General features: G+C 64.5%; 23 protein-coding genes. 4 read left to right on the forward strand and 19 right to left on the reverse strand.

Annotation, left to right across the window (positions count from 1 at the left end; translation table 11 throughout):
• Window positions 1-28: 28 nt before the first annotated feature.
• The gene (locus EBBID32_RS03760; protein ID WP_006950914.1) at window positions 29-1,543 is read left to right on the forward strand and encodes an adenosine deaminase family protein; all 1,515 of its coding nucleotides are present in this window, start codon (window positions 29-31) and stop codon (window positions 1,541-1,543) included.
• Here the strand turns inward: EBBID32_RS03760 and EBBID32_RS03765 are convergent.
• The 4 genes from EBBID32_RS03765 to EBBID32_RS03780 form a co-directional block, all read right to left on the reverse strand.
• The gene (locus EBBID32_RS03765; RefSeq protein ID WP_006950916.1) at window positions 1,530-2,870 is read right to left on the reverse strand and encodes a uracil-xanthine permease family protein; all 1,341 of its coding nucleotides are present in this window, start codon (window positions 2,868-2,870) and stop codon (window positions 1,530-1,532) included. The genes EBBID32_RS03760 and EBBID32_RS03765 overlap by 14 nt on opposite strands.
• Window positions 2,870-4,231: an 8-oxoguanine deaminase gene (locus EBBID32_RS03770; protein ID WP_006950919.1), complete on the reverse strand. Its 1,362-nt coding sequence runs from the start codon at window positions 4,229-4,231 to the stop codon at window positions 2,870-2,872. Before EBBID32_RS03770 ends, EBBID32_RS03765 begins: the two co-directional genes overlap by 1 nt.
• Before the next feature lies 1 nt (window position 4,232).
• A complete protein-coding gene (locus tag EBBID32_RS03775; RefSeq protein WP_006950920.1) occupies window positions 4,233-5,333 on the reverse strand; it encodes a purine nucleoside permease in 1,101 nt (366 codons plus the stop codon).
• Window positions 5,334-5,396: 63 nt separating this feature from the next.
• Window positions 5,397-7,877 carry a TonB-dependent siderophore receptor gene (locus EBBID32_RS03780; protein WP_006950921.1) on the reverse strand — a complete coding sequence of 827 codons (2,481 nt, stop codon included), beginning with the start codon at window positions 7,875-7,877 and terminating at the stop codon, window positions 5,397-5,399.
• A gap of 314 nt (window positions 7,878-8,191) precedes the next feature.
• Between EBBID32_RS03780 and EBBID32_RS03785 the strand changes: the two genes are divergently transcribed.
• The 3 genes from EBBID32_RS03785 (at window position 8,192) to EBBID32_RS03795 (ending at window position 10,315) form a co-directional block, all read left to right on the forward strand.
• Window positions 8,192-9,127, forward strand: a complete 936-nt coding sequence (locus EBBID32_RS03785; RefSeq protein ID WP_037488592.1) for a LysR family transcriptional regulator — start codon at window positions 8,192-8,194, stop codon at window positions 9,125-9,127.
• A gap of 79 nt (window positions 9,128-9,206) precedes the next feature.
• Window positions 9,207-9,737 carry a phosphoribosyltransferase gene (locus EBBID32_RS03790; protein WP_006950923.1) on the forward strand — a complete coding sequence of 177 codons (531 nt, stop codon included), beginning with the start codon at window positions 9,207-9,209 and terminating at the stop codon, window positions 9,735-9,737.
• Window positions 9,737-10,315, forward strand: coding sequence for a TIGR00730 family Rossman fold protein (locus tag EBBID32_RS03795; protein WP_006950925.1), 579 nt, complete (start codon window positions 9,737-9,739; stop codon window positions 10,313-10,315). Before EBBID32_RS03790 ends, EBBID32_RS03795 begins: the two co-directional genes overlap by 1 nt.
• On the opposite strand, the gene EBBID32_RS03800 is transcribed toward EBBID32_RS03795, so the two are convergent.
• The 15 genes from EBBID32_RS03800 to EBBID32_RS03870 form a co-directional block, all read right to left on the reverse strand.
• Complete coding sequence (locus tag EBBID32_RS03800) at window positions 10,312-11,007, reverse strand: HAD family hydrolase (protein WP_006950927.1); 696 nt, start codon at window positions 11,005-11,007, stop codon at window positions 10,312-10,314. The genes EBBID32_RS03795 and EBBID32_RS03800 overlap by 4 nt on opposite strands.
• A gap of 39 nt (window positions 11,008-11,046) precedes the next feature.
• Complete coding sequence (locus tag EBBID32_RS03805; protein ID WP_006950930.1) at window positions 11,047-12,144, reverse strand: nucleoside hydrolase; 1,098 nt, start codon at window positions 12,142-12,144, stop codon at window positions 11,047-11,049.
• Window positions 12,141-13,145, reverse strand: a complete 1,005-nt coding sequence (locus EBBID32_RS03810) for an adenosine deaminase (protein ID WP_006950934.1) — start codon at window positions 13,143-13,145, stop codon at window positions 12,141-12,143. The genes EBBID32_RS03805 and EBBID32_RS03810 overlap by 4 nt, the downstream gene beginning before the upstream one ends.
• Window positions 13,142-14,452: a guanine deaminase gene (gene guaD / locus EBBID32_RS03815; RefSeq protein WP_006950936.1), complete on the reverse strand. Its 1,311-nt coding sequence runs from the start codon at window positions 14,450-14,452 to the stop codon at window positions 13,142-13,144. The genes EBBID32_RS03810 and guaD overlap by 4 nt, the downstream gene beginning before the upstream one ends.
• On the reverse strand, window positions 14,449-15,369 hold the full coding sequence (gene xdhC, locus EBBID32_RS03820; RefSeq protein ID WP_006950938.1) for a xanthine dehydrogenase accessory protein XdhC: 921 nt from the start codon (window positions 15,367-15,369) through the stop codon (window positions 14,449-14,451). The genes guaD and xdhC overlap by 4 nt, the downstream gene beginning before the upstream one ends.
• A complete protein-coding gene (gene xdhB / locus EBBID32_RS03825) occupies window positions 15,366-17,675 on the reverse strand; it encodes a xanthine dehydrogenase molybdopterin binding subunit (RefSeq protein ID WP_006950940.1) in 2,310 nt (769 codons plus the stop codon). Before xdhB ends, xdhC begins: the two co-directional genes overlap by 4 nt.
• Complete coding sequence (gene xdhA, locus EBBID32_RS03830; RefSeq protein WP_006950942.1) at window positions 17,668-19,095, reverse strand: xanthine dehydrogenase small subunit; 1,428 nt, start codon at window positions 19,093-19,095, stop codon at window positions 17,668-17,670. Before xdhA ends, xdhB begins: the two co-directional genes overlap by 8 nt.
• 1 nt (window position 19,096) lies before the next feature.
• Window positions 19,097-19,429 (reverse strand): hydroxyisourate hydrolase, encoded by a 333-nt coding sequence (gene uraH / locus EBBID32_RS03835; protein ID WP_006950944.1) that lies wholly within the window; start codon window positions 19,427-19,429, stop codon window positions 19,097-19,099.
• On the reverse strand, window positions 19,426-20,853 hold the full coding sequence (locus EBBID32_RS03840) for an FAD/NAD(P)-binding protein (RefSeq protein ID WP_006950948.1): 1,428 nt from the start codon (window positions 20,851-20,853) through the stop codon (window positions 19,426-19,428). The genes uraH and EBBID32_RS03840 overlap by 4 nt, the downstream gene beginning before the upstream one ends.
• Window positions 20,850-21,290: a 2-oxo-4-hydroxy-4-carboxy-5-ureidoimidazoline decarboxylase gene (gene uraD, locus EBBID32_RS03845; protein WP_006950950.1), complete on the reverse strand. Its 441-nt coding sequence runs from the start codon at window positions 21,288-21,290 to the stop codon at window positions 20,850-20,852. Before uraD ends, EBBID32_RS03840 begins: the two co-directional genes overlap by 4 nt.
• Complete coding sequence (hpxZ, locus tag EBBID32_RS03850; RefSeq protein WP_006950951.1) at window positions 21,287-21,667, reverse strand: oxalurate catabolism protein HpxZ; 381 nt, start codon at window positions 21,665-21,667, stop codon at window positions 21,287-21,289. Before hpxZ ends, uraD begins: the two co-directional genes overlap by 4 nt.
• Window positions 21,664-22,533, reverse strand: coding sequence for an allantoinase PuuE (puuE, locus tag EBBID32_RS03855; RefSeq protein WP_006950953.1), 870 nt, complete (start codon window positions 22,531-22,533; stop codon window positions 21,664-21,666). The genes hpxZ and puuE overlap by 4 nt, the downstream gene beginning before the upstream one ends.
• Window positions 22,534-22,696: 163 nt before the next feature.
• Complete coding sequence (locus EBBID32_RS03860) at window positions 22,697-23,932, reverse strand: pyridoxal-phosphate-dependent aminotransferase family protein (protein ID WP_006950955.1); 1,236 nt, start codon at window positions 23,930-23,932, stop codon at window positions 22,697-22,699.
• Complete coding sequence (locus EBBID32_RS03865; RefSeq protein WP_037488596.1) at window positions 23,919-25,154, reverse strand: allantoate amidohydrolase; 1,236 nt, start codon at window positions 25,152-25,154, stop codon at window positions 23,919-23,921. The genes EBBID32_RS03860 and EBBID32_RS03865 overlap by 14 nt, the downstream gene beginning before the upstream one ends.
• Window positions 25,148-26,731 carry a gamma-glutamyltransferase family protein gene (locus EBBID32_RS03870; RefSeq protein ID WP_037488632.1) on the reverse strand — a complete coding sequence of 528 codons (1,584 nt, stop codon included), beginning with the start codon at window positions 26,729-26,731 and terminating at the stop codon, window positions 25,148-25,150. The genes EBBID32_RS03865 and EBBID32_RS03870 overlap by 7 nt, the downstream gene beginning before the upstream one ends.
• Window positions 26,732-26,735 lie beyond the last annotated feature (4 nt).

Raw genomic sequence — 26,735 nt, forward strand, 5'->3', positions numbered from 1 at the left:
CAGAAGGACCGCGAAACGGGGGATCTATATGACGCGGGTGGCTGCACTGTTGGTGGCGCTGATGCTAAGCGCCGGGCCGGTCATGGCGCGGACGCCCGCCGCCCCTGTGTCCAACGAAGCGCGCACCGCCGCCTATCTGGACCGGATTGCGGGCAGCAGTCCGCGGCTGCGCATCTTCCTGCAAGCAATGCCCAAAGGCGGCGACCTGCACAATCATGCGGGCGGGGCCAATTTCGCGGAGGATTATCTGCGCTGGGCGGCGGCCGATGGCCTGTGCATAACGACCGATACGCATCATATTGTCGATCCGCCCTGCACCGCGCCGGGGCGCGTTTCAGCGGCTGGGCTGGAGAAGGCATATCCTCATTATTCGCGCGCGATCGACGCCTTTTCCACGCGCGGGTTCGAGGCGGGCGTGGGTGATCCGACGGTGTCGGGTTATGACCGTTTCTTTGCGACCTTCGATGCGTTCGGCCCGGCCTATAGCCGCCATGTCGGCGAAGCCATGGCGCTGACCCGGCAGCAGGCGGCGGCGGACCATCTGTCCTATGTTGAACTGGGCAGCGGCGCGCGCGCGGGCTGGATGCTGGGCATGAAGATGGCCGATGCCGACGCCAGCGATTTGGCCGCGTTATACGCGAAGATTGTGCCACTATTGCCGGACGCCGTTGCGAGCGCAAAGGTCGACTATGACGGCTATGATGCGCAGGGCGCGGCGATCGACGGGTGCGGGACGGCCAATCCGAAACCCGCCTGCGGCGTGGAAATGCGCTATCTCTACACCGCGATCCGCACCAGCCCGCCTGCGCAGGTGTTCGCGCAACTGGCGTTTGGCTTTGCACTGGTCGAGGCCGATCCGCGCTTTGTCGGCGTCAATATCGCTGCACCGGAGCATGACCCCGTCGCGGTGCGCGATTATGCGCTGCATATGCAGATGATCGCTTTCCTCAAGGCGCGGCATTCCGAGGTGCAACTGTCGCTTCATGCAGGCGAACTGACGCTGGGCCTGGTTCCATCGCGCGACCTGAACTTTCATATTCGCGATGCGGTGCAGGTTGCCGGCGCGGGGCGGATCGGCCATGGCATCGACATCGCCTATGAGAGCGATGCACCCGCGCTGCTGGCACGGATGGCGCGCGATCAGGTGGCGGTGGAGATCAACCTGACCAGCAATGCCGTCATATTGGGGGTGAAGGGCAGCGATCATCCGCTGTCGCTGTATCGGGAAGCGGGCGTGCCGGTGGTGTTGTCGACCGACGATGAGGGCGTGTCGCGCAGTGACATGACCAACGAATATCTCCGCGCCGTCACCGAACAGGGGCTGCGCTACGCGGACCTCAAGCAGATCGTGCGCAACGGGTTGCATTACAGTTTCCTGCAAGGCGAGAGTCTGTGGCAGGACAAGCCGGGCGGTGCGCGGGTTGCGGCGTGCATCGTAATGGACGCGCCGGGGTGTAGCGCCTGGCTGGCGGCAAGTCCCAAGGCGGCGGCGCAAGCCAGGCTGGAGCGCGACCTTCAGGCCTTTGAAGCTATGCCGCGCTGACCCGGTCGGGCACGGCAAGGTTCAGGATCACCGCCACCAGTGCAGCAGGCAGGACGCCTGATGTCAGGATGATGCGCAGCGTTCCGGGCAGGTGCGATACGGCGTCCGGCTCCAGTTCAAGCCCGATGCCGATCGACAGGGCCACGCCGAAGATCAGCATGTTGCGCTGGGTCCATGCGACGCCCGACAGGATCGACAGCGCGGCAGACGCGACCATGCCGAACATCACGATCACCCCGCCGCCCAGTACCTCGATCGGGATGGTGGTGATGAGCGCGCCGATCTTGGGCGCAAAGCCGCACAGGATGAGGAACAGCGCGCCGATCGTCACGATATGGCGGCTCATGATACCGGTGATCGCGATCAGCCCGACATTCTGGCTGAAGGAGGTGTTGGGCATCGCGCCGAACATGCCCGCCAGCGCGGTGCCAAGGCCGTCCGCACTGGTCGCGCCGATGAGTTCGCGATCGGTGGCCGGGCGTCCAGCGCCGCCTTCGCAGATGGCCGACACCGCGCCGATCGATTCGATCGCGGAGATAAACCCCATCAGGCAGAAGCCCAGGATCGCCGGGAAGGATACCGCAAAGCCGAAATGGAAGGGCTGCGGCACCATCACCCATCCTGCTGCCGCGACCGGGGCAAGCGACACCCGCCCCATCGCTGCCGCAACGCCGTAACCCGCTAGCAGCCCCAGCAGCACCGAGGCGGTCGACCATAGCCCGCGTCCGTAGAAGCTGAGGCCCAGCGTCACGACGACGACGATGCCCGCCAGCATCCAGCTCGTCCCCGCGCCATAGGCGGGCGTGCCCTGCGCCGCGACGCCACCGGCAGCATATTGCACCCCGACGCGCATCAGCGACAGGCCGATCATCAGCACGACCAGCCCCGTGACCATCGGCGGCAGGGCGAAGCGGATGCGGCCGATGCAGCTGCTGACGCAGGCGTGGAACAGGCCGCCGATAACGGCAGCGGTGGTCAGCTGTGCCATGGCTGCCACCCCCTGCCCCGCGACGATCGGGATCATCACCGGCAGGAAAGCAAAGCTGGTACCCTGCACGATTGGCAGGCGCGCGCCGACCGGACCGAGGCCGATCGTCTGCATCAGCGTGGCGATGCCAGCGAACAGCATCGCCATCTGGATCATGTAGATCATGGGCGCTGGGTCTGGCGATCCGAAGCCGAAACCGGCCGCGCCCGCGACGATGATCGCCGGGGTCAGATTGCTGACGAACATCGCCAGAACGTGCTGGACGCCCAGGGGAATCGCGACGGCCAGGCCGGGGAAATGATCGGGATCGCGGGCTTGCTCCGCCGTCATGGGAGACATCAGGCGAGACTCATCAGACGGGTGAGCGAGCGCTCGGCGGCTTGCAGGATGGTCGTGCGATCGGCCTGCACCAGTTGCCCGTCGCGCACCACTGCGCGGCCTTCGACGAACACATTGCGCGCGCCCGTGGGCGGACTGAGGATCAGGCCCGCAACCTTGTCCCACGCGCCCATGGAGGCGAAGTTCATACCGTCCCACAGGACGATATCCGCGCGCTTTCCCGCCTCGATCGAGCCGCAGTCGTGGCGGCCCAGCATCTCTGCCCCGCCGCGCGTGGCGATGTACAGCGCGTCACGCGGATCGAAGGCGGCTGGGCCGCCGATCGCGCGCTGGAGCAGCACTGCCTGCCGCGCTTCCAGCAGCAGGTTGCCGCTGTCGCTGGAGGCCGAGCCATCGACGCCAAGGCCGAGCGATACGCCCTGTTCAAACATCGATTTGAGCGGGGCGATGCCGGAGCCAAGGCGGCAATTGGAGCAGGGGCAGTGAGCGATGCCGGTGCCGGTCCGAGCGAACAGGGCGATTTCGCGGACATCGAGCTGGACACAATGGGCATGCCAGACGTCGGGGCCGACCCAGCCCAGACTTTCGGCATAATCGCCGGGACGGCAGCCGAAGCGCTCGAGCGAGAAGGCGACGTCGTCAGCATCCTCGGCCAGATGGGTGTGCAGCATCACCCCCTTGTCGCGCGCGAGCAATGCGGCGTCGCGCATCAGCCCCTGGCTGACCGAAAAGGGCGAACAGGGGGCCACGCCGACGCGGACCATGGCCCCCTCCCCCGCGTCATGGAAACGGTCGATCACGCGGATCGTGTCATTCAGAATCGCGCGCTCATCCTCGACCAGATTGTCGGGCGGCAGGCCACCGTCGCTTTCCCCCACGCTCATCGCGCCGCGCGTGGGATGGAAGCGGATGCCGATGCCCTGCGCGGCGGCGATCGTGTCATCGAGCGTCACGCCATTGGGGAAGAGGTAGAGATGATCGGAGGTCAGGGTGCAGCCCGACAGCGCCAGTTCGGCAAGGCCAAGCTGGGTCGCGGCGAACACGTCATCGGGCCGATATTGCGCCCAGATCGGATAGAGGCGTTTGAGCCAGTCGAACAGCGAGGCGTTGATTGCGCCGGGCAATGATCGGGTCAGCGACTGGTAGAGATGTTGATGGGTGTTGACGAGGCCGGGCGTGACGACACAGCCGCGCGCGTCAACCACCTCGTCGGCCTCGGCCAGCGAAGAGGCCAGCTCCGCCGTTGTCCCGACCGCCAATATGACCCCATCCCGGAAGGCGACTGCCCCGTCGGCAATTTCCCGCCGGGGATCATCCATGCAGACAAGGATGTCGGCGTTGCGGATGACGGTAAGCGCCATGCTATTGGGGCACGGTCTTTTCGTAGCGATCCCAATGGCTGACCAGTTCGTCCACGACCTTCGATCCGACCAGATAGAGGCTTTCAAGCGCCGCATTCATGCCGGCATAGCCTTCATTTTCGGTCAGCAGATAATGGGCAGCTGTGTCGCCGGGCGGCGGCATGGTGAAGTTGCTGCCCGCGCGCAGCACCATGAAGCGATCCTTGTCCACCCGGCCGATCTTGTCGAGATAGACGATCGATTGATAGGTGCCGGTTTCCTCCATCGCGGAGGTGACGAATTCGCCCTTCCCCTGCGTCCAATAATTGACCCAGTCATTGGCCCAGTCGGTCATCCGCGCGCCATGCCAGAAGGTCATCGCCGCCAGTTGATCACCCTTCAGCACGAAGGGCGGGCGTTGCGCCATCGGATGGTTGGTGAAGCGGGCGCGTTCCTTGCGGATCGAAGGATCGTCGGGCAGGACCATGTCCTTGGTCAGGTCATAGGCCCAGTCGCGCAAGGCGGGGTTGATCTCGAATATCTCGCCCTGCCCGACCGGCGGGCTGGGATCGTTGGGGCCTTTGCTGTGCAGGGGAAAATAGCCGCTGTTCCAGTCGGCCGGGATTTCCCGCGCATCTATTTCATGCGCCAGGTCGCCATCGACCAGATAGCGCGCCCAGGCGGCCGATCCGATCGAGGCATCCTGCGGGTCTATGCCCGCAATGCCCGCCACAAGCCAATAGGCATGGGACAGGTCGAACCGTTGGTCGAGACCCAGCGCCATGGTCGCAGTCGCCGACTTGATATTGCCCATGCCGGTGACCACGCCCAAAATCTGGCTGTCGGGATTATAATAGAGATCGTGGTGGGACTGAGGAAAAGGGATGCGGGTGTCGAGATGCCGCCGCTCCTTCCACAACTGAAATTCGCCGGGCTTGTCGCCGCTATCCTCGCCAATTTCAAACAGCGACACGATGACGACACGAACCGGCAGGGGATGGGAACAGGCTTTGCCGGGCAAACAATCCTCAACACCCGATGGCGTCGCGGCGCTGGCCGTGACCGGTGCCATGAAAAACAGGGTCGCACTCGCCAGTGTCGCGACATAAGACAGGAGGCGCATGGAACGTCCCTTATAACCGATCAAGAAAGGAAGGCACCGGTTGCCCGGCGCCTTCCACAGACATCAGAATTTATACGATACGGTCGCCTGGAAGCTGCGCGGCCGTTCGGGCAGGACGATGGTGCTGCCGAACAATTCGGTGAAGTTGGCGCGGAAATATTTTTCGTTGGTCGCATTCTTGACGACAAGGCGGAACAGCCAATTGTCCAGCTGATAGGATGCGCCCAGATCGACCAGCGCATAGCCCGGCAGCTTCACCGCCTGCGACTGGCCAGAGAATACCGAGTCCACCTTCACGACGCTGGCGCTGAGCGCAAGGCCGCTGTCGAAGGAATAGGTGCCGGTCAGCGAGTAGAGATTTTCAGGGATACCAGCACGGCGCGCATCATTCTTGCTGCCAATCGGCAGCAATGCGCCCGGCTGGCCGCCAAAGATGAGCGACGGGTCGGTCAGGCTGGCTTTCAGATCCTCATAGCCCAGGAAGCTGAATGCAGTACCGCTGTCGAGGAAGGTCAGGTTGACGACCTTCGTCTTGGTGTAGGCGCCTGTAATCAGGAAATGGCGATCAACCGACCAGCGGAATTCCGCCTCCAGCCCCTTGGTCTGCACCGACTGGTTGACCGTGGAGGACTGGATATTGTGATCGGTACGTTCCTGCTGGTACACCGACAGCGCGGCATAGAGCTGGCCGCCAAGCCAGCTGCCCTTGACGCCGCCCTCAACCATTTTGGAGGCGGTGATGAAGCCGTTGGCGGCCACCGTGCCAGCATCGATTTCCGAACCCTGGCCAGCAATCACCGTCGACTGGCGCGAGGCGGTTGCATAGGGGATCAGGCCAAAGGGCATTTTGTAGGAAGCGCTCGCCGTCCAGGACCAGCCGCCCTTGCTGCCCTTGGCAGAGGTGACGGCGGGCAGGTTGTTCATCTTTGTAGGGATGAAGCTGGAATCGACGCTGATATCATCATAGCGGGCACCCAATATGATGCCGAGGCCGAAGTTGAAGTCGAGGTCCGCCAGACCCGCAAAGCCATAATCGGTATAATGGCCCTTCAAATAGTTGGAATAATCGCAGTCGCATTCGGTGGAAAGCAGGCGATCAGACAGCGCGTCATAACCCTTGGTCAGATCGACGCGATGGAAATATTCAAAGTTGAAATCATCGCCGTGCAGGAACTTGGTGTAGCGAACCGAGGGCGACACCTGGAAGGAGAATTTGCCTGCACTGCTATCAAAGCTTTTCGAGATGACAATCTTGTCCTCGATCACCCAGCTTTTATGGAACTGGGAAAAGCCATAGCTATTTTCGTTGTCATTATCGATGCCGTCATAGAAAAACTGGTTCTTGATCTCCAGTCCGCTATCGGCGTTGAAGATCATGTCGAAATAGGCGGTCTTGGCCTTGTTCACCAGCAGATCATTCTTGCCGGTCAGCACCTTCCTGCGGCTGAGCTTGGTCGTGCCGACATTGGTCAGACCGAGCCAGGGATAGTTGGTCGCATAACAGGCGTCATTGTTGGACGCATTGGCAAAAACGCTGCCGCCGCCGCAGCCGAAGGAACCAAATGGGTTGAAATCGCCGATCGCGCTGAATTCCTGCTGCGACAACTGACCATCGCCATTGGCATCGACCGGCTGGGCCGATCCGGTGATATAGGTGCCGTTGTCGACCAACGCCTGCGTCAGGCGGTTCCATCCGCCATTTTGCTGGCCGGAATATTTCTGGTACATGCCGCCAAATTCGATGCGGAAATTGTCAGTGATCTGGCTGTCGAATGCGGCCTGCAGGATCGTCTGGTTGGTCGACATATTGTCATAATAGCTACCGCTATCCTCGACCTCGGCATAGAGGCTGTAGCCAAATTCGGCCGTGCCGATCTTTGCAGGGCCGCGCAGTTCGGCCTTGAGCACATTGCGGTTCCAGCTGCCGATCGTGTAGCTCAACTCACCCTCCGGCCCGGTCAGCAGCGAGCCATCCTTCACGCGCGCGGATTTCGGCACGAAGTTCATATAGCCGCCGGTCTTGGACGGGCCGTAGATTGGCGAGGCCGGGCCACGGACAATGTCGATCCGATCCGATGCGCCGATGGGTGTGGGATAGTTGCCAGGATTGTCGAGGCGACGGACACCGCGGAAATAGACTTCGCCGGGCGTGCCGCGAATGTCGAGCGCGCCGCCGACGCCAAAGAAGCTGTTGGTGAAGGTGCCCGGTGCCTGGGCGACGAGATCGTAGATGTCGGTGATGCCGAAGCGCTCAATCTGCTCGCTGCTGACGGTCGAGGCCGAACGGGGCGTTTCCACCAGCGTCTTGGCAAAGCCGAAGATCGATCCGACATCCTTGTCCGGCAGCGCGTTGAGCGCGCCGGTCACAATGATTTCATCGCCCGGCGCGGGTGCGTCGACAGGCGCCCCATCCTGTGCCCAGACCGGTGTGGTCAGCGCAGTGCACGCCAGCAAGCCAGCAGCCATCATGCCGAAATGGCGGCCGCGACGACCTTGATGCGGCGCGATGTCGTGCGTGTCCTGCAAGCGGTCAATGTTTGCCATGAATAAGATACCCCCCATTTGAAACAGGGCGGCACATATTGATCGCCCTGCTGTTAAAGCTCCCTGTTCCTCTCCATTTTTGCTGGCGGCTGGATTTCATTGAGAAATTCCAGCCATGTCTCCGCGACAGGCGTATGCCGGGGCCGGACGGACCTAAGGCGTTGGCCCTTCTGGCAACGGTGCGCTGCAACACGCACAGCCCTGATTCCCCCCTGTCGCCGACAGGCGATGTGGTGTGCATTGCAACTAGGGGCTTGACGTGGTGCGATCAAATGCAATGAATTCGACGCAGTGTTGCAAAAAATAGGGTGGGTATGCCGGCGCTTTCACGTTTCTTGCGTTATTTCATAGCGGTAGGCCGATTGGGGTCGATCCGGCGCGCGGCCGATGAGTTGAACGTGTCGGCTTCCGCGATCGATCGGCAGATTCTGAACGTAGAAGCCAATCTGGGGATGCCCCTGTTTGAGCGGTTGCCGACCGGCCTGCGCCTGACGGCAGCGGGTGAAATCATGATGGCCGCTGGCAGCAAATGGCAGAAGAATATGGCCGATGTCCGTGCGCAGATAGAGGATCTGCGCGGGTTGAAACGCGGGCATGTCGATATCGCTGTCATCGACGCGCTGGCGAAGGGCTATGTTCCCGCCGCGATCCAGGCGCTCCAGAGCAAATATCCCGGCATCACCATCGGCGTGCGGGTGCTGGAAAATGATGCCGCACGGCTGGCAACGGTGCGCGGCGAGGTGGATTTCGGCATATTCTTTGAGCCGCAGACGGTGCGCGACCTGGCGGTGCGGTCCTTCGTGGAGGTCGTGCTGGGCTTCGTCACGCCGACCGGCCATCCGCTGGGAGCCAAGAGGGAAGCGCGCTTTTCCAGTTGTGTTGGATCCAGGCTGATCGTGCCGGCCGAACCGTTGGCGGTCTATGAGCAGATTGCGGTGCTGGAGGGGACGACCGGGGTTGTGATCGACCGGGCGGTGTCATCGGACAATATCCAGATGATCACGTCGCTCGTCACCCAGGGCGTGGGCATCGGCGTGCTGACTTCGCTCGACGTGATTACCGAGGTGCGGCGCGGCCTCTTGTCCTTCACCAAGATTTCCGACCCGATATTGCGGCCAATGACGCTGGCGCTCTGCACCGCATCAGCGCGCACGCCATCCTATGCGGCGGGGATCGTGTTGCAGGAAATTGAAAATGGCTTCCCGCAACTGAGCTATCCGATATCGATCGACGGCCCCGCCGTGGCATAAGCGCCTTTCAGCCGATTGCCCAATGCGTGCAGACCCGATAACGGACAGTCTTTCCCGACCGTCAACGGACCTCCCTGTCATGAGCCATACTGCCGAGCCTGTGCTCCACTATATCTCCAACGATGCTTTTGTCGCCGACGTGCAAATGCTGGCGCGGCAGATTGAACAGGGCGACTGGACGCCCGATTTCGTTATAGGCATCGGGCGCGGCGGGCTGGTCCCGGCCGTCTATATCTCGCATCAGACCGAGCTGCCGATGCTCTCGATCGACCATAGTTCCAAAGTGCCGGGCTTTGCCGACGAGTTGCTGGCCAAGGTCGCGGCCAAGAGCGCGGCGGGCCTGCGGCTGCTGTTCATCGACGACATCAACGACAGTGGCGGGACGATCGATTATGTCCGGCGGTTGCTGGCGGACAATGGCTGTAATGGCGACAATCTGCGCTTTGCCGTCATCATCACCAACAGCCGGTCGCGCGTGACGGTGGACTATTGGGCGCAAATCATCGACCGGGACGAGGACAAGCGCTGGTTCGTTTTCCCCTGGGAAGCGGTGGGTGCCAAGGGCACCATCGTCGAAGAGGCGCTGTCCGTGCCTGAGCGGCTCGCCTGATGCGGATCTGCGTCTATCTCGGTTCATCGCCCGGCCATTCCCCTGTCTATCGTGAAGCCGCCGAACGGGTCGGCAGGCTGCTGGCGGAGCGTGGCATTGGTCTGGTCTATGGCGGCGGGACCGTAGGGCTGATGGGCGTGATCGCCGACACGGTCTGCGCGGCGGGCGGCGAAGTGATCGGCGTGATTCCCGAAGCGTTGCGCGCGCGCGAACATGACCATCCGGGCATCACGCAACTGCATGTCGTCAAGACCATGCATGAGCGCAAGGCGATGATGGCCAAATTTGCCGATGGCTTCCTGTGCCTGCCGGGCGGCATCGGCACGCTGGAGGAGATATTCGAGGCCTGGTGCTGGTCGCAGCTTGGCTATCATGAAAAGCCGTGCGGACTGCTCAACGTCAACGGATTTTACACGCCGATGTCGACCTTCATCGATTCGGTTGTGGCCGAAGGCTTCCTCCAGCCCCGGCACCGGGCGATGCTGCTAATCGACAACGACCCGGACATATTGCTGGACCGCATGGCGCAATATCTGCCGCCACAGACCGAGCATTGGCTGGGCGCGGACGATCTTTAGCCGATCCTATCGATGAGGTCCGGCAGCTCTGCAAGGCGGTCGATCTGGCGGAAGCGGGGATGGTCCGACGGGGGGTCGGCGATTTCATGGACCCAGGCGCCTTCCTGCGGGATATAGGCGGCCCATGCACCCGCCTCCAGCGCGGGGCGGATGTCCGATCGCATTGAGTCGCCCGCCATGATGGCTTCGTGGGCGGAAACGCCATATTGATCGAACACGCGGCGGAAAGTGTTTTCGGTCTTGTCGCTGACGATTTCGATACCGCTGAAAAGATCGCCCAGGCCGGAGGCCGCCAGTTTCGATTCCTGGTGCAGCAAATCGCCCTTGGTCACCAGAACGAGCCGTCCCCGGTGGGCGAGAGCATCGAGCGTCTCCGCGACATCGTCGAACAGGTCGACCGGATGCGCCAATAGCGCACGCCCGGCGGCCAATATCTCCTCGATCATCGTTTTGGAGATCTGGTCCCCGGCCAGTTCGGCTGCCGTCTCGATCATCGATAGGGTAAAGCCCTTGGCCCCATACCCATAAAGTTTGAGATTGCGCCCTTCACAGGCATTAAGCGTATCGCGCGCGATATGGGCGTCGGCAAAGGGCTGGAGCATGGCCACCAGCGCCTCTTCGGTCGCATTGAAATGGCGCATATTATGCCACAGCGTGTCGTCGGCATCTAGGCAGATGAGCTTGATCGTCATAGCGCTTATTCTAGCGCCGGGTCGGTCGGCTGGCGACAGTCATTTTGGTCTACTGTTGGCCATCAGACGGACCATCAGCGTCTCCAGCCGGGTAGCGTCGATCGTGCGGATAACGGTGGCGGGCTGCTCGCCAAGGCCGGGGCGATAGGGCGCGAACCAGGAGAGCATGTCCCCATAGCCGGGGCCGAACTGGCTGTTATAATCGACATAGAGCGTCTGCTGGTCGGTCACGAGGGTCGGGTCGAGCCAGACGCCCGCCGCAATCTCGTCCCACAACGGGAAGCCGGGTTCCAGCGCGGCGATGAAGCTGGCAAGGTCGGGGCTGGCGGATTTTGCCATGCGGTCGAGCAGAGCCTTACTGCGCTGGGTGCCGGTCGAGGGATCGACCGGGACGACGGTGATCGCCTTCCACGGGCTGCGCGCGACGATGCTGGCGGCTTCGGGGTCGAAACGGATGTTGAATTCGCGCCGGGGCGTGTTGACGAATTCGCGGGCGAAATCGGCGGCGGCGCGATTGTCGAGCGCTTGCCGGGGATTGAGCGAGCCGCCCATATAGACAAGCTCCTTCGCCAGGCTGGCAAAGGCAGGATCGAGCCGCTGGGCAAGCGCAAGATTGGTGAGCGGCCCGGCGGCGATGATCGTCACTTCGCCGGGATATTGGCGGACCATGCGGATCAGGAAATTGGCGGCGATCTCGTCGCGTGCCTTGGTCGTCGGGTTGCCTTCGGGCAAATCGACCGGATCGTTCGGGCCGAAATAGGGCGGCGTACTTTGCTGGGTCGGTTCGACCCACTGCTTCATCCACGCCCCCTTCCATGTCAGCTTGCCGTAGAGGGCTTCCCAGCGATCGGTCAGGCCTTCCGAGTTGAGCAGTGGATAGGTTGCACCCTGCACGACCGGCACGTCTGTGCGCCGGGCGATCTCCAGCCCGCGCAGGGCCATGGCGGTGGCGCGATTGGCCCAGGCGTTGCCCGTTACGGTGGTGATGCCCAGTACGTCGACGTCCGGCGCCTCCAGCAGCATGAGGTGCATGAGCGCAAAGCCCTCATCGTCGATGATGACCTTGCGCCGGGGCGTATCGGCATGGGCGAGGCCGATGGTCAGCAGCAGCGCGAGAAGAGTGGCAAGCAGCCTCATAGATGGGCGTCCAGTCGTTCGAGATGGGCGGCGATGGCGTCGGCTGGCAGGAAGGAGCCGATGAAGCTGTTGCGGGCGAGTTGGACGAGTTGCGCCCTGGTGAGGCCGCGCGCCGTCGCCGCTGCGCGATAATTGTCGGCGATATAGCCGCCGAAATAGGCGGGATCGTCGGAATTGATCGTGGCGCGCAAGCCAAGGTCCAGCATCCGGTCGATCGGATGGTCGGCCAGATCGGGAACCACGCACAATTTGAGGTTGGAGAGCGGGCAGACGGTGAGCGTCATCCCCTCCCGCACCAGCCGGTCGACCAGCGCATCATCCTCCAGCGCGCGGTTGCCATGGTCGATGCGATCGACATGGAGCAGGTCGAGCGCCTGATAGACATAGGCGGGTGGTCCTTCCTCGCCGGCATGGGCAGTCAGGCGGAGGCCTTTGGCGGCGGCGGCAGCGAAAACGCGGGCGAATTTTTCGGGCGGATGGCCGTTTTCGGAGGAATCGAGGCCGACGGCGGCGATGCGGTCGAGCCAGGGGTCTGCGGTGGCCAGTGTCGCGAACGCCGCCTCTTCGCTCAGATGGCGCAGGAAGGAGAGGATGAGCGCGCTGCTGATGCCATGGCGTGCTTGTGCATCGGCCATGGCCGAGAGCAGTCCTTCGACGACCGTGGCGAAGGGAATGCCACGATCGGTATGGGTCTGCGGATCGAACATGAGTTCGGCATGGACGACGCCGTCCGCCGCCGCCCGATCGAAGTAAGCGGCGGCGAGATCGTGGAAATCTCGGCTGGTCCGCAGCACGTCCGCCCCGGCATAATAAATGTCGAGAAAATCCTGCAAGTTACCAAAGGCGTAGGCGGCGCGAACATCCTCCACACTGGCATAGGGGATGGCGACGCCATTGCGTTCGGCAAGGGCGAACATCAGTTCCGGCTCCAGACTGCCTTCGATATGGAGATGGAGTTCGGCCTTGGGCAGCGCGCGGATGAAGCTGTCGAGATCGGTCATGATGCTGTGCCTTGTCGGTCCCAGGCGCATTGGCCCAAAATATAGGTCCGCGCGATGACGCGGTCGTCGCCGAGGATTTGCAGCGCGAAGAGACGGTCGGCAAGCGTTGCATGTTCCGTGCGCCGCGCCAGCAGCGGGGTCGCTGCACAGTCGAGCAGGACGAAATCAGCCTCCTGCCCCGGTTCCAGACCGCCGACCCTGTCGTCCATGTGGAGCAGCGCAGCGCCGCCCGCTGTCGCGAGATAGAGGGCGCGGAAGGGATCGAGCGGATCATGGCGCGACAGGGCCGCCTGATAGGCAAGCCCTGCGGTATGGAGCAGCGAGAAGGAGGTGCCTGCGCCGACATCGGTGCCAAGGCCGATGCGGACGCCATGGGCGTCGGCCTGCCCAAAATCGAAAAAGCCTGATCCCAGAAACAGGTTGGAACTGGGGCAGACGGCTATCCCCGCGCCGCTTTGGGCCAGGCGGGCACAGGCCCGGTCGGACAAATGGACGCCATGGGCGAACACCGACCGGTCGCCGACCAGACCGAAGCGGTCATAGACGTCGAGATAATCCTGCGCCGCGGGAAAGCGGTCAGCCACGGCGGCACATTCGCGCAGATTTTCGGCCAGATGGGTATGCAGCAGCACGTCGGGATGATCGGCCAGCAAGGCGCCTGCAACCTGCAACTGCGCGTCCGACGAGGTGAGGGCAAAGCGGGGTGTCACCGCATAGCCGAGCCGACCACGGCCACGCCAGCGGCGGATCAGGGCGTCGCTCTCGCTGCGCCCGCTATCGACCGTATCGGCCAGCCCCTCTGGCCCCATATCCATCAATATCTTGCCCGACAGGATGCGCATGTTCCGGTCCAGCGCCGCGTCGAACAGGGCATCGACCGAATGGGCATGGACGGTCGGGAACACCAGCGCGCTGGTCGTGCCGTTGCGGAGCAGTTCGTCCAGAAACAGGCTCGCCGTCCGATCCGCATGGGCGCGGTCGGCAAAGGCTTTTTCAGCCGGGAAGATATGGCGATCGAGCCAGTCGAGCAATTGTTCGCCGTGCGAGGCGATATGGTCCATCTGCGCATAATGGACATGGGCGTCGATGAAGCCAGGGACGATCAGGCCGGGGAGATGCTCGATCGCAAGACCGGGAAAGCGGCCTGCCAGTGTCATATAGTCGCCGCGCGCGACAACGATGCCATCCTCTACCACCAGCAACCCATCTGGTTCGTAGCGGATGGCATCGGGATGATGATGTGGATCGCGCGAGACCGACAGAAGTTCGCCGCGAAAGCCATGAATCGTCATGCCACCCTTCGTCATGCGACCCTCAGTTGCAGCAGTTGGGCCAGCACGGCGATGGCGATGACATCGGGTTCCTTGCCGGTGACGCCCGGCACCCCGATCGGCGAGGTCAGTCGGGCGCGCGTCTGCGCATCGATGCCGTCACGCGCCAACCGTGCATGAAAGCGCGCACCCTTGGTGGCGGAACCGATCAGGCCGATAAAGGCGCAAGGCGGGCGGCTAAGCGCGGCGTGAGTCAGGCGATAGTCCAGTCCATGATCGTGAGTCAGGATGAGAATGGCGGCCTCATCGGGCGCGTCGGCCACGCATTGCTCAATTGCGGCTTCGGGCACGACGGCAACGCCATCTATCGTTTCAAACACCGGGCGGGTGTCGAACCAGGACAGGCGCAAGGGCAGATTGGCAGCGTGGCGGGCGATCGCCTGCCCGACATGGCCGGCCCCGAACAGGTAAACAGGCCTTTGATACTGGCCGATGATTTCGGCGAGGCTGTCACCCGCGCGAGGACGATCGCCGCGCGCCGAAAGGCTGGACGGCAGGGCATGATCGTTGACATGCCGTTCCATCCGGTCGGGCAGGAAGGTCGAGACGAGGATGCGCTCGTCGGCGGCATCGGCCAGCCAGTCCATCGCGGCGGGATCGAGATGTTCAATGAGCAGCCGCACCCGCCCGCCGCAACATTGGCCCAGCAGCGGTCCCAACGGATAATCCTGCACCCGCCAATGGCCCGGCGGCAGCGCGAGGATGGCGCGGGCCTGTTCGACCGCGCGATATTCCAGCTGACCACCACCGATCGTGCCATGGAGCGTGTCCGCCGTGACGAGCATCCGCGTCCCCGCCCCGCGCGGCGCGGAGCCTTCGCTCGCGACGATGCTGATCATCGCGCCCGGCGTCCTGCCTGCAACGCTGCGCAGCCAGCCCAGCCACTCGCTCATCGCGCGCGATGCTCCGTCACCGCGCGCAATATGCGTTCGGGGGTGGCAGGGGCGTCGAGGCGCGGGAGTGCGCGGACGTCCGGCGCGACCGCGGCGACGGCGCGGGTCAGCGCGGAAAAGACTGAGATAGCGAGCATGAAGGGGGGTTCGCCGACCGCCTTGGACCGGTTGATGGTCGGTTCGACATTCTCGCCATCCCACAGGCTGATCGTCATATGGGCGGGCCGGTCCGACGCGGTCGGGATTTTGTAGGTGGCGGGCGAATGGGTCAGGAAGTGGCCCTGATCGTCGAACACCAGTTCCTCGGTGGTCAGCCACCCCTGCCCCTGGATGAAGCCGCCCTCAATCTGGCCGATGTCGATCTGCCGATTGAGCGAGCGGCCGACATCGTGGAGGATGTCGACGGCCAGCACCTTATGCTCGCCGGTCAGCGTGTCGATCGCGACTTCCGATACGGCTGCGCCATAGGCGAAATAATAGAAAGGGCGGCCCTGATGCGCTGCGCGATCATAGGCGATGCCGGGGGTTGCATAATAGCCGGTGGCCGCGAGCGAGATGCGGCCGATATGCGCCTTGCGGCAAAGCTGGGCGAAGGTCAGCCGTTCTGCCCCGGCGATGATGCCTTCGGAGGTGAAATGGACTTCCGTGTCGGCGCAGCCAAAAGTGCGGACAAGGAAGCCGGTCAGCCGGTCGCGGATCGTCATCGCCGCGTTGTAGGCGGCCATGCCGTTGAGGTCCGCGCCCGACGAGGCGGCAGTGGCGGACGTATTGGGCACCTTGTCGGTGCGGGTGGCGGTGATCCGCACTTGGTCGATCGGCACGGCGAACACATCGGCGACGACCTGCGCCACCTTGATATACAGCCCCTGCCCCATTTCCGTGCCGCCATGGTTGATCTGGATCGACCCGTCGGCATAGACCAGTACCAGCGCCCCGGCCTGGTTCAAATGGGTGGTGGTGAAGCTGATCCCGAATTTGACCGGGGTGAGGGCGATGCCCTTCTTGATGATCGGGCTGGTCGCGTTAAAGGCGTCGATCGCGGCGATGCGGGCGTCATAGCGGGCGTCGGCGCGCAGCCGGGCGATGAGTTGGGGCGCGATATTGTCCGCGATCGTCATGCCATAGGGCGCGACATCGCGACCGGGGCCGTAGAGATTGAGGCAACGGACCGCCAGCGGATCATGGCCCAGATGCGCGGCAATGTCGTCCATCACCCGCTCGATCGCCAGCATCCCCTGCGGGCCGCCAAAACCGCGAAAGGCGGTGTCGGACACGGTGTTGGTTTTCAGCCGCTCGGACAGGATTTCGACGTCGGGTAGCCAGTAGCAATTGTCGGCATGGAACATCGCCCGGTCGTTGATCGCCGGGGACAGATCGACCGTGGCACCGCAGCGGGAGGCAAGGCGCAGCTGGAGAGCCAGCACATGGCCTGAAGCATCGAAGCCGACATCATAGGAGACGCGGAAGGCATGGCGCTTGCCGGTCATCACCATGTCATCGTCGCGGTCGCAGCGGAATTTCGCGGGACGTCCGGTCTTGTCCGCCACCAGCGCGGCGGCGGCGGCGAACAGGGCCGCCTGCGTTTCCTTGCCGCCAAAGGCGCCGCCCATGCGCCGCACCTCCACCGTCACGTCGGCGGAATTGCGATGGAGCATATGGGCGATCAGATGCTGGACTTCGCTGGGATGCTGGGTGGAACTGAGCACATGGATCTGGCCATCTTCGCCCGGCGTTGCGACCGCGACTTGCCCCTCCAGATAGAAATGATCCTGCCCGCCCATGTCGAAACCGCCGGTCAGGCGGTGGGGCGCGATAGCCAGCGCGGCACCGGCGTCACCGCGCGCCATGCGCTGGGTCGGTTCGATCACTGAATTGGCCGCCTGTGCTGCCTCGATCGTCAGGCAGGCAGGGAGCGTTTCATAATCGATCTTGCCGAGCCGCGCGGCCTTGCGTGCAGCGCGCTGGCTCGTGGCGGCGACCAGGAAGATGGCTTGTCCGACGCAGATGACTTCGCCATCGGCCAACAGCCGGTCATCGCCGGCGACGGGACTGACATCGTTCGCGCCGGGGATGTCGGCGGCGGTAAAGACGTGGACCACGCCTTCGGCCGCACGGACGGCCGACAAGTCCATGGCGCGGATGCGGGCATGGGCATGGGCGCTCTGGCCGAAAGCCAGATGGAGCATGTCGGCCGGTTCCGGCCCGTCATCGGCATAGCGGGCCGCGCCCGTGACATGGAGGCGCGCGCTGTCATGCGGGTGCGAGGGCTTGGGCAGCACACGCCATGCGGGATCGCGATCAGCCATGGACGGCGTCCAGACTGAGTACCGACACGGCCTGCCCCTGCTCCCGGTGCCACAGGCGCAACAGCAGGTTGGCGGCGGCGTCGAGGCGGTAGGCGGCGGAGCCGCGCACGTCGCTGAGCGGGGCATAATCAGTGCGGAGGGCTGCGGCAGCCTGTTCCATCGTCGCCAGCGTGAAAGGCCGGCCAACCAGCGCGGCTTCGCATAGCGGCGCGCGGCGCGGTGTAGCCGCCATGCCGCCAAAGGCGATGCGCGCGGCGGTGACGGTCCCTTCATCCACGGTCAGGTGAAAGGCACCGCAAACCGCCGAAATATCGCTGTCGAAGCGGCGTGACAATTTGGCGATGTGAATGATGGCATCCGGGCCGGGGCGGGGAATCCACAGGCTTTCGACAAATTCCCAGGGGCGGCGATCCTGCTTGCCATAGTCGAGGAAATAGTCCTCCAAAGGCATCGTCCGTCGCCCGTCGCGGCTGCGCAATGTCAGTTCTGCGCCCAGCGCGATGAAGGCAGGTGGTCCGTCGCCGATCGGCGAGCCGTTGGCGATATTGCCGCCGACCGTTCCGGCATTGCGGACCTGCAAGCCGCTGATGCGGCGGGTCAGTTCGCCAAGGTCTGGGTGGAGGCGCGTAAAGGCGGCATGGGCATCGGCATAGCGCACGCCCGCGCCCAGCCGGACGCCAGCGGGGCTTTCCTCGATCGTCTGTAACTCAGCAATGTCGCCCAGAAAAATCAGCGTGTCGATGCTGCGTAGCCCCTTGGTAACCCACAGGCCAACATCGGTGGCACCCGCGACCATGCGTGCGTCGGGATGGTTGGCGAGCAGGTCGGCCAGTGCGGCACCACTGCGCGGCGCGAACCAGCGGCGCTCGCCATGCTGGCCGGACGCGGCGGGCCTGTCGCGCAGAGCCTTGAGCGCCGCGACGGTCGCTATGTCGTCGCGTTCCAGCGGGCCGGTGGCATCGGCAGCGGCGAGGATCGGACCATAGCCGGTGCAGCGGCACAGATTGCCCGCCAGCACATCGGCGACCGGCAGGTCATGACCGCTGGCCCCGACACAACGGCCATAGAGCGACATGACGAACCCCGGCGTGCAGAAGCCGCATTGCGAACTGCCATTGGTAGCCATGCAGGCCTGAAGCGGGGTGAGCGCGCCGTCGGGGGCCAGGCTTTCCACGGTCAGCAGCGCGCGGCCGTGCAGCATCGGCAGGAACAGGATGCAGGCATTGACCGCGCGCCAGGCGATGGCATCCCCCACCAGATCGCCCAGCAGCACGGTGCAGGCACCGCAATCACCCTCGGCGCAGCCTTCCTTCGTGCCGGTGCGGCGCATGGCGTAGCGCAGATGATCGAGCAGGGTGGCGGTGGGATCAATGTCGGCGATCTCGACCAGATCGCCGTCCAGCAGGAAGCGCACGCTCACCTCAGCTCCCCCGATAGGTCGAATAGCCATAGGGCGAGACGAGCAAGGGGACGTGATAATGGGCTTCGTCCGCGATGCCGAAATCGAGGACGATAATGTCGAGGAAGGGCGGATCGGGCAGGTCGACGCCCCGCCCGGCGAAATAGGGTGCAACCGCAAATTCCAGCCGGTAGCGGCCCTGCGCGAGCGCAGGCAGGCCGGGGCAGCGGCCATCCGCGTCGGTAGCAGCAGCGAAGAGCATCGCCCCGTCGCCGTCGAGCAGGCGGAGCGCGACCCCGGCGGCGGGGCAGCCATGGCTGGTGTCGAGGACATGGGTGGACAGGCTGGCCATCATGCCGCCTCCTCTTTCGGTTTTGGCCATTGCCCGACAAATTCCGCCTCGTCATAGGCGAGCAGATCGGCGACCAGCGCGGTGCGATCATCGAGGAAAAGCTGGTCGGTGACACCGCGCAGCAGCCGCGGCAGCGCGGTTTGCAGGCCCGACAAAGCGGAGGCGGAGAGGCCCAGGCTGATGAGCGCGGAATAGTTGAAGGCGAACAGGCCGTGCAGCGCATCGCCCTGCCCTTCCTCGCGCGGGGTCAGCTCAAAGCCGTCACCGAGATAGGGATGCGCGTCGATCAGCGCGTTCGAGCTACCCGGCGGTGGCGTGTAGCGATCGGCCCAGCGGGCGATGCTTGATGCCAGGGCGGCAAGTTCCGGGCGCAGGCCGGGGTCGCTCAGCAGGCCGGTGGACAGGACCACAAAGTCGAACATGAAATTGCCCACGGGCGTCGTCACATGGACGCCGCCGTCGCGTTGTTCCACCGCCGTCCAGGGCGCGCCCAGATGCAGCGCGAAGCCGGGCCAGCTCGCCGCGCGATCGAACGTATCGTTGGTGGGCGGCTGGTTGTGACCGAGGAAGCTGGCCATCACCGCATATTTGTCCGCATCTGACAACGCAGGATAGCGGCCGGTGAAGCCGACCTGCTCCATGAAGCGGATCGGGTTGATGCGCGACAGTAGTGGGCGGCGAATGAAAACATGCGCCTCGCCCACACCAAGGCCGAGCGCGGCATTGGCATTGTCGAAGGCCGACGCGCCCCCGCCCAATATGCCGATGCGCTTTCCCCTGAGCCCGGCGAAGTCAATCGGTTCGCTGGTATGGGCATAAAGGCTGCGTGGCAAAGCCTCGCGGATCATGGCGGGGGTATGCCATTCGCCGCCGCCCTGTATGCCGGTGGCCAGCACCACCTTGCGCGCCAGCAGCGGCGGCTGGCCGTCGAGATGCAGGCGGTGGAGGCCATCGCCCAGCGGCTCGATGAGGGTGAGTTTCGTGTCGTTGCGCACCGGCAGGTTTAAAACACGGCGATACCAGCGCAGATAGGCCATCCAGTCGCCGCGCGCGATCTTGTCGACCGCCTCCCAGCCCGCTGCGCCATGCTGCGCTTCCCACCAGGCGCGATAGCTGAGCGCTGGAATGCCGAAATCGATGGGGTTGAGGTTCTTGGGCGTGCGCAGGGTGATCATCCGCGCATAAGTGTCCCACGGCCCTTCCAGCCCGGCGGGGTTCTCATCGATGACAAGAATGTTGGAAACCCGTTCGCGCAGCAGGCCGAAGGCGGCGGCCAGACCGCTCTGCCCGCCGCCGACGATGACGACATCATGGACATGACCCTGTGAATGGGCGCGCGGCCGGGTCCAGTCGGTGCCGCCATGGCCGATCAGGACGAGTTGGCGGGCGAGATCGGATTCCAGCGCGGGCAGGCCGATGACGCTCATGCCATGTCCCCCAACCGCAACCGGACAATCTCGCCGATCTGGGCGAGTGCGGTTGCGATCTCTTCGTCGCGACCATGCCCCAGGCGCTGTTCCATGGCGGCCAATATACCCGCCTTGTCGGTCAATCGCACGCAGATGATGAAGGGAAAGTCGAAGCGTTCCCGGTAAGCGGCGTTGAGGGCGTGGAAGCGGTCATATTCCTGTTGGGTCAGGCGGTCCAGACCGGCCGAGGCCTGCTCCGCCGCCGACGCATCGGTCAGCGTCCTGTCGATCGCCGCCTTGCCCGCCAGTTCGGGGTGGGCGCGGATCAGCGCCAATTGCTCGTCCGGAGTGGCGTCATGGAGGACGGCCATCAGATCGGCATGACGGTCACCCGATGCGGGCCGTGCGTCGGCGCGCGCCTCGACCCAGGGACTATGTTCAAACAGCGCAGTCAATGCGTGTTGCCCTCCAGGCTGACATGGGCGGAGACGACCTTCCAGCCATCGGCGAACTTGACCCAGCTCTGGGTCTGGCGGCCGCGCCGGTCGCTATTTTCGCGGAAAAATTCAGCGTCGGCGGTGGCAAAGCTGTCGCCATACACCGTGATGGAGACCTTCCCCAGCTTGCGTTGGGGGGAGCCGCCGCGACCTTTACGAAATGCGCGGATTTCCTCGATGCCGTACAATACTTCGCCCACGCCATAGCGGTTGGTGGTCGGCGCATCGTGGAACAGCGCGTCCATAGCAGGCACATCGTCGGCCATCAGCGCGCGCTCATATTCCATGAAGGCGGCGGTCATTTCGGCGAGCAGGATCGGATCATCTATGGTCATGCGGGGTGGACCTCCATCCAGTGGCGGGCAATGTCGATGCGGCGGGCGACCCAGGCGTCGCCGCTGGCCATGACATGGTCGAGGAAGCGGGCAAGGGCCGCGGCGCGGCCGGGACGCCCGGCGATGCGGCCATGCAGGCCGACCGACATCATCCGGCCACCTTCCGCGCGGAGTTGGTCGAACGTGTCGCGCAGGTAGCGGAAGAACTGCTCGCCTTCGGTAAAACCGTTGAGCGCGACGATCTTCATGTCGTTGGCGTCGAGCGTGTAGGGGACGATCAGCTGCCCTTCTGCATAATAAGGCAGGTCATCCGCATAGCTGTCGGCATCATAAACGAAGCCACCTTCTTCGCGCACCAGTCGCGCCGTGTTGGGGGAAGTGCGGCCCTGATACCAGCCGAGCGGACGCGCGCCGGTCAGGCGGGTATGGAGGGCGATGGCCTCCGCGATATGGGCGCGCTCCATTTCTTCGGGCACATATTGATAGTCGATCCATTTGAGGCCGTGGCTGGCAATTTCCCAATCAGCCGCGAGCATGGCTTCCACGGCGGCGGGGTTCATCGCCATGGCATTGGCGACGCCGAATATGGTGACGGGCAGGCCGCGCTCGGTGAACAGGCGGTGGAGGCGCCAGAAACCGGCGCGACTGCCATATTCGTAGAGGCTTTCCATCGCCATGGCGCGCGCGGGATGGCTGGCGGCACCGACCATTTCGGACAGGAACGCTTCGGACCCGGCATCACCGTTCAGAACGCTATTTTCCGCGCCTTCCTCATAATTGACGACGAACTGGACAGCGATGCGCGCACCACGGGGCCAGCGCGGGTCGGGTGGTGTCTGGCCATAGCCGATAAGGTCGCGGCTCATGAATGCCTCTCCGGGGCAAATCCTCCCCTGCAAGGAGCGGGGGACCGCCAGCGAAGCTGGTGGTGGAGGGGTGTCACGCTCTCGATAGCTCGACCCCCCTCCGTCTGGCCTACGGCCAGCCACCTCCCCTGCGAGGGGAGGATGGTGTGATTGCGCGCAACGCTCATCCCCATGCTTCCAGCGCCGCCGGGACCGCTGCGCCTGCGGGCAGGAGGAAGCCTTCGCGCAACAGGCAGGCCTCCAAGGCTGCCAATGTCAGCAACACTTTATGCTTCATCGCATTATAGCCCATCGCGCCGATGCGCCAGATGCGGCCTTGCAGGGGACCGAAGGCGGTGCCGATCTCAATCTCGAAATGGTCGCGCATGGCGGCGCGGACCCGGTCATTATCGACGCCTTGCGGGATGAACACGCCGGTCACATTGGTCATGCGATGGGCATCATCGCCAAAGAGGGTGAGGCCCATGGCGCGCAGCCCGGCGCTCATCGCCCGGCCGGCGGCGGCGTGGCGGGCATAGCGCGCCTCCAGCCCCTCCCCCAGCATCACCCGCGCACATTCCCGCGCGGCGTAGAGCATGGAGGTCGCTTCGGTGTGGTGGTTCAGGCGCTTGTCCGACCAATAGTCCATGATCATGGCGAGGTCGAAATAGTTGGAAGCAATGCGCGGCCCCGCGCCGTCGATACTGTCGGCGCTGCGGATGCCTGCTTCGGTATGGCGGCGGGCGAAAATATGGTCGGCGGCGCGATCCGAAATGGTGATCGGCGCTGAGCCGGACGGACCACCGAGGCATTTTTGCAAGCCGCCAGTGACGACATCGACACCCCAGCGGTCGGCGGCGATTGCCATGCCGCCGATGGTCGCGGTCGCATCGACATAGCATAAAGCGCCAGCCGCGCGGCACAGGTCGCCAAGGCCGTCGAGCGGCTGGGCCATGGTGGTCGATGTATCGCCATGGACGCAGGCGACGATTTTGGGACCGGTACGTTCGATGGCGGCGGCGATCGCCTCCATCGGCACGATTTCGCCCCAGGGCGCATCGACGGTTTCGATGACCGCGCCGATGCGGGTGAGGATTTCGCCGAGCAACAGACCGAAACGCCCGAAATTGATCACCAGCACCGTGTCGCCCGGCGCGACCAGCGAGACCAGGGCCGCCTCTATCCCCGCGCGCGCGGTGCCGTCGATCAGCATCGTCCAGGGGTTTTGCGTGCCAAAGATCGGGCGATAGAGCGCCATGACCTGGTTCATATAGCCGGTCATTTCAGGATCGAACTGGCCCAGCAGATCGGCGGACATGGCGCGCAGCACGCGGGGATGGGCGTTGACCGGTCCCGGTCCCATCAACAGACGCTGCGGCGGGTCGATTTCGCCAAAGAGCAGGGGATCAAGCGGGGTCAAATGTCGCTCCCAATCGGTCGATAAAGCCAAGCATGACCTGTAATGCCACATCGGCATCGGCAGGGTCGACATGTTCGGCGGGATTATGGCTGATGCCATGCTTGCAGCGGATGAAGAGCATGGCAGTGGGACAGAGCGCGGCCATCACCATGGCGTCATGCCCGGCGCCCGACACGAGGCGGCGGATGGGATAACCCGCATCGGCGGTGGCGGCGTCCATCAGGTCCATCAGCGCTGGGTCGCACGGGCTGGCGGGAAGATCGTGGACGCGCTGGATTGCGTAATTCAGATCGCGGTGATTGGCGATTGAGGCCAGCGCATCGAGGATCGCCTCCGCCGCTCGGTCGCGGCGCGCTTCTTCGCCGGATCGTATGTCGATGGTGAAGCGGACTTCGCCTGCGATAACATTGGGCGCGCCGGGCAGCGCCTCGATCCGTCCCACGGTGGCGACCAGATCGGAGGCGTCGGCGCGGGCGATCTTTTCGATTGCGAGGATCATCTCGGCCGCGCCCGCCACAGCGTCGCGGCGCAGCGGCATGGAACTCGTGCCAGCATGACCGGCCATGCCCTTGATGACGGCCTGATAGCGCAATTGGGCGGCGATGCCGGTGACGGTGCCGACGGCCAGCCCGTCTGCCTCCAGCACCGGTCCCTGTTCGATATGGGCTTCGAGATAGGCAAGGGTCGTGCCGGGCCCGCGGGCGGCGGAGAGATAGTCGGACAGGCTGACACCGGCCTGCGAGAGCGACACGCCGTCAGCGTCGGCAATGTCGAGCGCCTCGGGGGCCAGCGTCCCCGCGACCGCGCGGCTGGTGAGCATGGCGGCGGGGAAGCGCGATCCTTCCTCGTCCCCGAAGGCGATGACTTCGATCGGGAATGGCAGGCGCTTGCCGCTCTGGTGCAGCGCCGCCACGGCCTCCAAGCCCAGCATGATGCCGAGCGGCCCGTCATAGCGCCCGCCGTCGCGCACGCTGTCGAGATGGCTGCCGATCAACAGGGCCGGTGCGCCGGGTTGGGTGCCGTCATAGCGGCCGATCAGGTTGGCGGCGGCATCGCGGTACACGGCCATGCCCGCCTGCGCCATCCATCCAGCCAGTGCGTCCTGCGCGGCGGTATAAGACGGGTTCAGATAGCCGCGATAAAGGCCGCCTTCCATGTCGCTATAGGGCGCGACGCCCAGTGCGTCGCAGCGCGCGACCGCTCTTGCGCCGCCACTCACCATGTTGCCACCTGCCCGTCGCTGCGCGGATCGGTCGCGCCGTCGAGGCGGCCATCGGCGTGGCGAACGATCGCGCCGGCATGGCCCATCATCGCCGTCAGCGGTCCGACCCGCTCGACATCATGGCCTGCCGCTGCAAGGTCGGCGTAGAGCGCATCGTCGAAGCCGTCCTCCAGCTTCAATGTCGTGCTGTCCTCCCCCCATGTCCGCCCCAGCAGCCAGCGCGGGGCGCTGATCGCCTGCTGGAGATCGACACCGAAACGGACATAGCGGGTGAAGAGCGCGGCCTGGGTCTGCGGCTGGCCCTCCCCGCCCATCGTGCCATAGGCCATGAGCCGCCCGTCATCGAAGCGGGCAAGCGCGGGATTGAGCGTGTGGAAGGGCTTGCGGCCGGGCCGAAGCGCGTTCCAGCCGTCTGCCGCCAGCCGAAAGCTGCTGCCCCGGTTCTGCCAGGTGATGCCGGTCTGCGGCAGCACCAGCCCCGCTCCGAACTCGAAATAGGTGGACTGGATCGCGCTGACCACCCGCCCCTCCCGGTCGGCGGCGGCAAACCAGCAAGTGTCGCCCTGCGCCGACGGGCGGGGCCAGGGCAAGGCGCGGGCCGGGTCGATTGAGGCGGCGATGGCGTCCAGCGCCGCCGGATCATCGAGCAGCCCCTGATAGTCGAAATCGTGAAAGGCGGGATCGCCAACATGGGTGTCGCGCAGCAGGAAGGCCTGCTTGGTGGCTTCGACAAGACCATGGATATGGTCGAAGCCGTCTGCCCGATCAGCGCGCAGCCGATCGAACAAGGCGAGGATCATCAGCGAGGCGAAGCCCTGCGTCGGTGGGGCGCTGTTATACAGGTCGATGCCGGTGATGCGGGTCGTCAGCGGCGTGGGCCGGGTGGCCTGATGCGCGGCGAGATCGTCGCGGCTGACCGGGCTACCCAGCGCGGCAAGGTCCGCCGCCACCAGATCAGCCAGTGCGCCGGTGTAGAAATCGGCGGGGCCATGGGTGGCGATCGTCCGCAGCGTCGCGGCAAGCGCAGGCTGGCGCAGCAGATCGCCTTCGCGTAGCGGGCGGCCCTCCGGCTCGAAGATCGCGGCATAGGCGCCGGGCTGGACCCGCAACTCGCCGCCCTTGGCGGCCGCGATGGCCGCGCCGCCGCTGGTGACGGCCACGCCGTTTTCGGCATGGTGGATAGCGTCGCGCAGCAGCCGGGACAAAGGCAGATTGCCCCCGCCGCTTTCGAGCATCGCCGCCCAGCCCGACACTGTGCCTGCCACCGTATTGGCCGCCAACGGTCCCCGTGTCGGCACAGCGCCCAGCCCGGCATAGAGTGCAAGATCGGCTTTAGCCGCCGCGCCGCCGCAGCCATGGATGCTATGGATCGCACCATCCGGCTGCGCGACCAGCCAGAAACTGTCACCGCCGATCCCGGTCATATGGGGATAGACGACGGCCAGCGTAGCCGCGACCGCGACGGCGGCTTCGACCGCATTGCCGCCGTCCTTCAGCACGTCGCAACCCGCCTGCGCCGCCAGCCAATGGGGCGCGGTCACCATGCCGTTCGTGCCGCTGATGGTGGAAAGCGCCATCATC

Source organism: Sphingobium indicum BiD32 (assembly GCF_000382885.1).
Taxonomy (GTDB): Bacteria; Pseudomonadota; Alphaproteobacteria; order Sphingomonadales; family Sphingomonadaceae; genus Sphingobium; species Sphingobium japonicum_C.

Bases quoted from the DNA above. Each gene is read 5' to 3' on its own strand.
- EBBID32_RS03770 (WP_006950919.1), bottom strand. From the start codon at position 4,231: ATGGCGCTTACCGTCATCCGCAACGCCGACATCCTTGTCTGCATGGAT.
- uraH (WP_006950944.1), bottom strand. From the start codon at position 19,429: ATGATGGCCAGCCTGTCCACCCATGTCCTCGACACCAGCCATGGCTGC.
- EBBID32_RS03790 (WP_006950923.1), top strand. From the start codon at position 9,207: ATGAGCCATACTGCCGAGCCTGTGCTCCACTATATCTCCAACGATGCT.
- EBBID32_RS03870 (WP_037488632.1), bottom strand. From the start codon at position 26,731: ATGGCGCTTTCCACCATCAGCGGCACGAACGGCATGGTGACCGCGCCC.
- EBBID32_RS03865 (WP_037488596.1), bottom strand. From the start codon at position 25,154: ATGGTGAGTGGCGGCGCAAGAGCGGTCGCGCGCTGCGACGCACTGGGC.
- EBBID32_RS03810 (WP_006950934.1), bottom strand. From the start codon at position 13,145: ATGACCGATCTCGACAGCTTCATCCGCGCGCTGCCCAAGGCCGAACTC.
- xdhB (WP_006950940.1), bottom strand. From the start codon at position 17,675: ATGGCTGATCGCGATCCCGCATGGCGTGTGCTGCCCAAGCCCTCGCAC.
- EBBID32_RS03785 (WP_037488592.1), top strand. From the start codon at position 8,192: ATGCCGGCGCTTTCACGTTTCTTGCGTTATTTCATAGCGGTAGGCCGA.
- puuE (WP_006950953.1), bottom strand. From the start codon at position 22,533: ATGAGCCGCGACCTTATCGGCTATGGCCAGACACCACCCGACCCGCGC.
- EBBID32_RS03805 (WP_006950930.1), bottom strand. From the start codon at position 12,144: ATGAGGCTGCTTGCCACTCTTCTCGCGCTGCTGCTGACCATCGGCCTC.
- guaD (WP_006950936.1), bottom strand. From the start codon at position 14,452: ATGACGAAGGGTGGCATGACGATTCATGGCTTTCGCGGCGAACTTCTG.
- EBBID32_RS03795 (WP_006950925.1), top strand. From the start codon at position 9,737: ATGCGGATCTGCGTCTATCTCGGTTCATCGCCCGGCCATTCCCCTGTC.
- EBBID32_RS03840 (WP_006950948.1), bottom strand. From the start codon at position 20,853: ATGAGCGTCATCGGCCTGCCCGCGCTGGAATCCGATCTCGCCCGCCAA.
- EBBID32_RS03780 (WP_006950921.1), bottom strand. From the start codon at position 7,877: ATGGCAAACATTGACCGCTTGCAGGACACGCACGACATCGCGCCGCAT.
- EBBID32_RS03760 (WP_006950914.1), top strand. From the start codon at position 29: ATGACGCGGGTGGCTGCACTGTTGGTGGCGCTGATGCTAAGCGCCGGG.
- EBBID32_RS03775 (WP_006950920.1), bottom strand. From the start codon at position 5,333: ATGCGCCTCCTGTCTTATGTCGCGACACTGGCGAGTGCGACCCTGTTT.
- xdhC (WP_006950938.1), bottom strand. From the start codon at position 15,369: ATGAGCGAGTGGCTGGGCTGGCTGCGCAGCGTTGCAGGCAGGACGCCG.
- hpxZ (WP_006950951.1), bottom strand. From the start codon at position 21,667: ATGACCATAGATGATCCGATCCTGCTCGCCGAAATGACCGCCGCCTTC.
- EBBID32_RS03800 (WP_006950927.1), bottom strand. From the start codon at position 11,007: ATGACGATCAAGCTCATCTGCCTAGATGCCGACGACACGCTGTGGCAT.
- EBBID32_RS03765 (WP_006950916.1), bottom strand. From the start codon at position 2,870: ATGTCTCCCATGACGGCGGAGCAAGCCCGCGATCCCGATCATTTCCCC.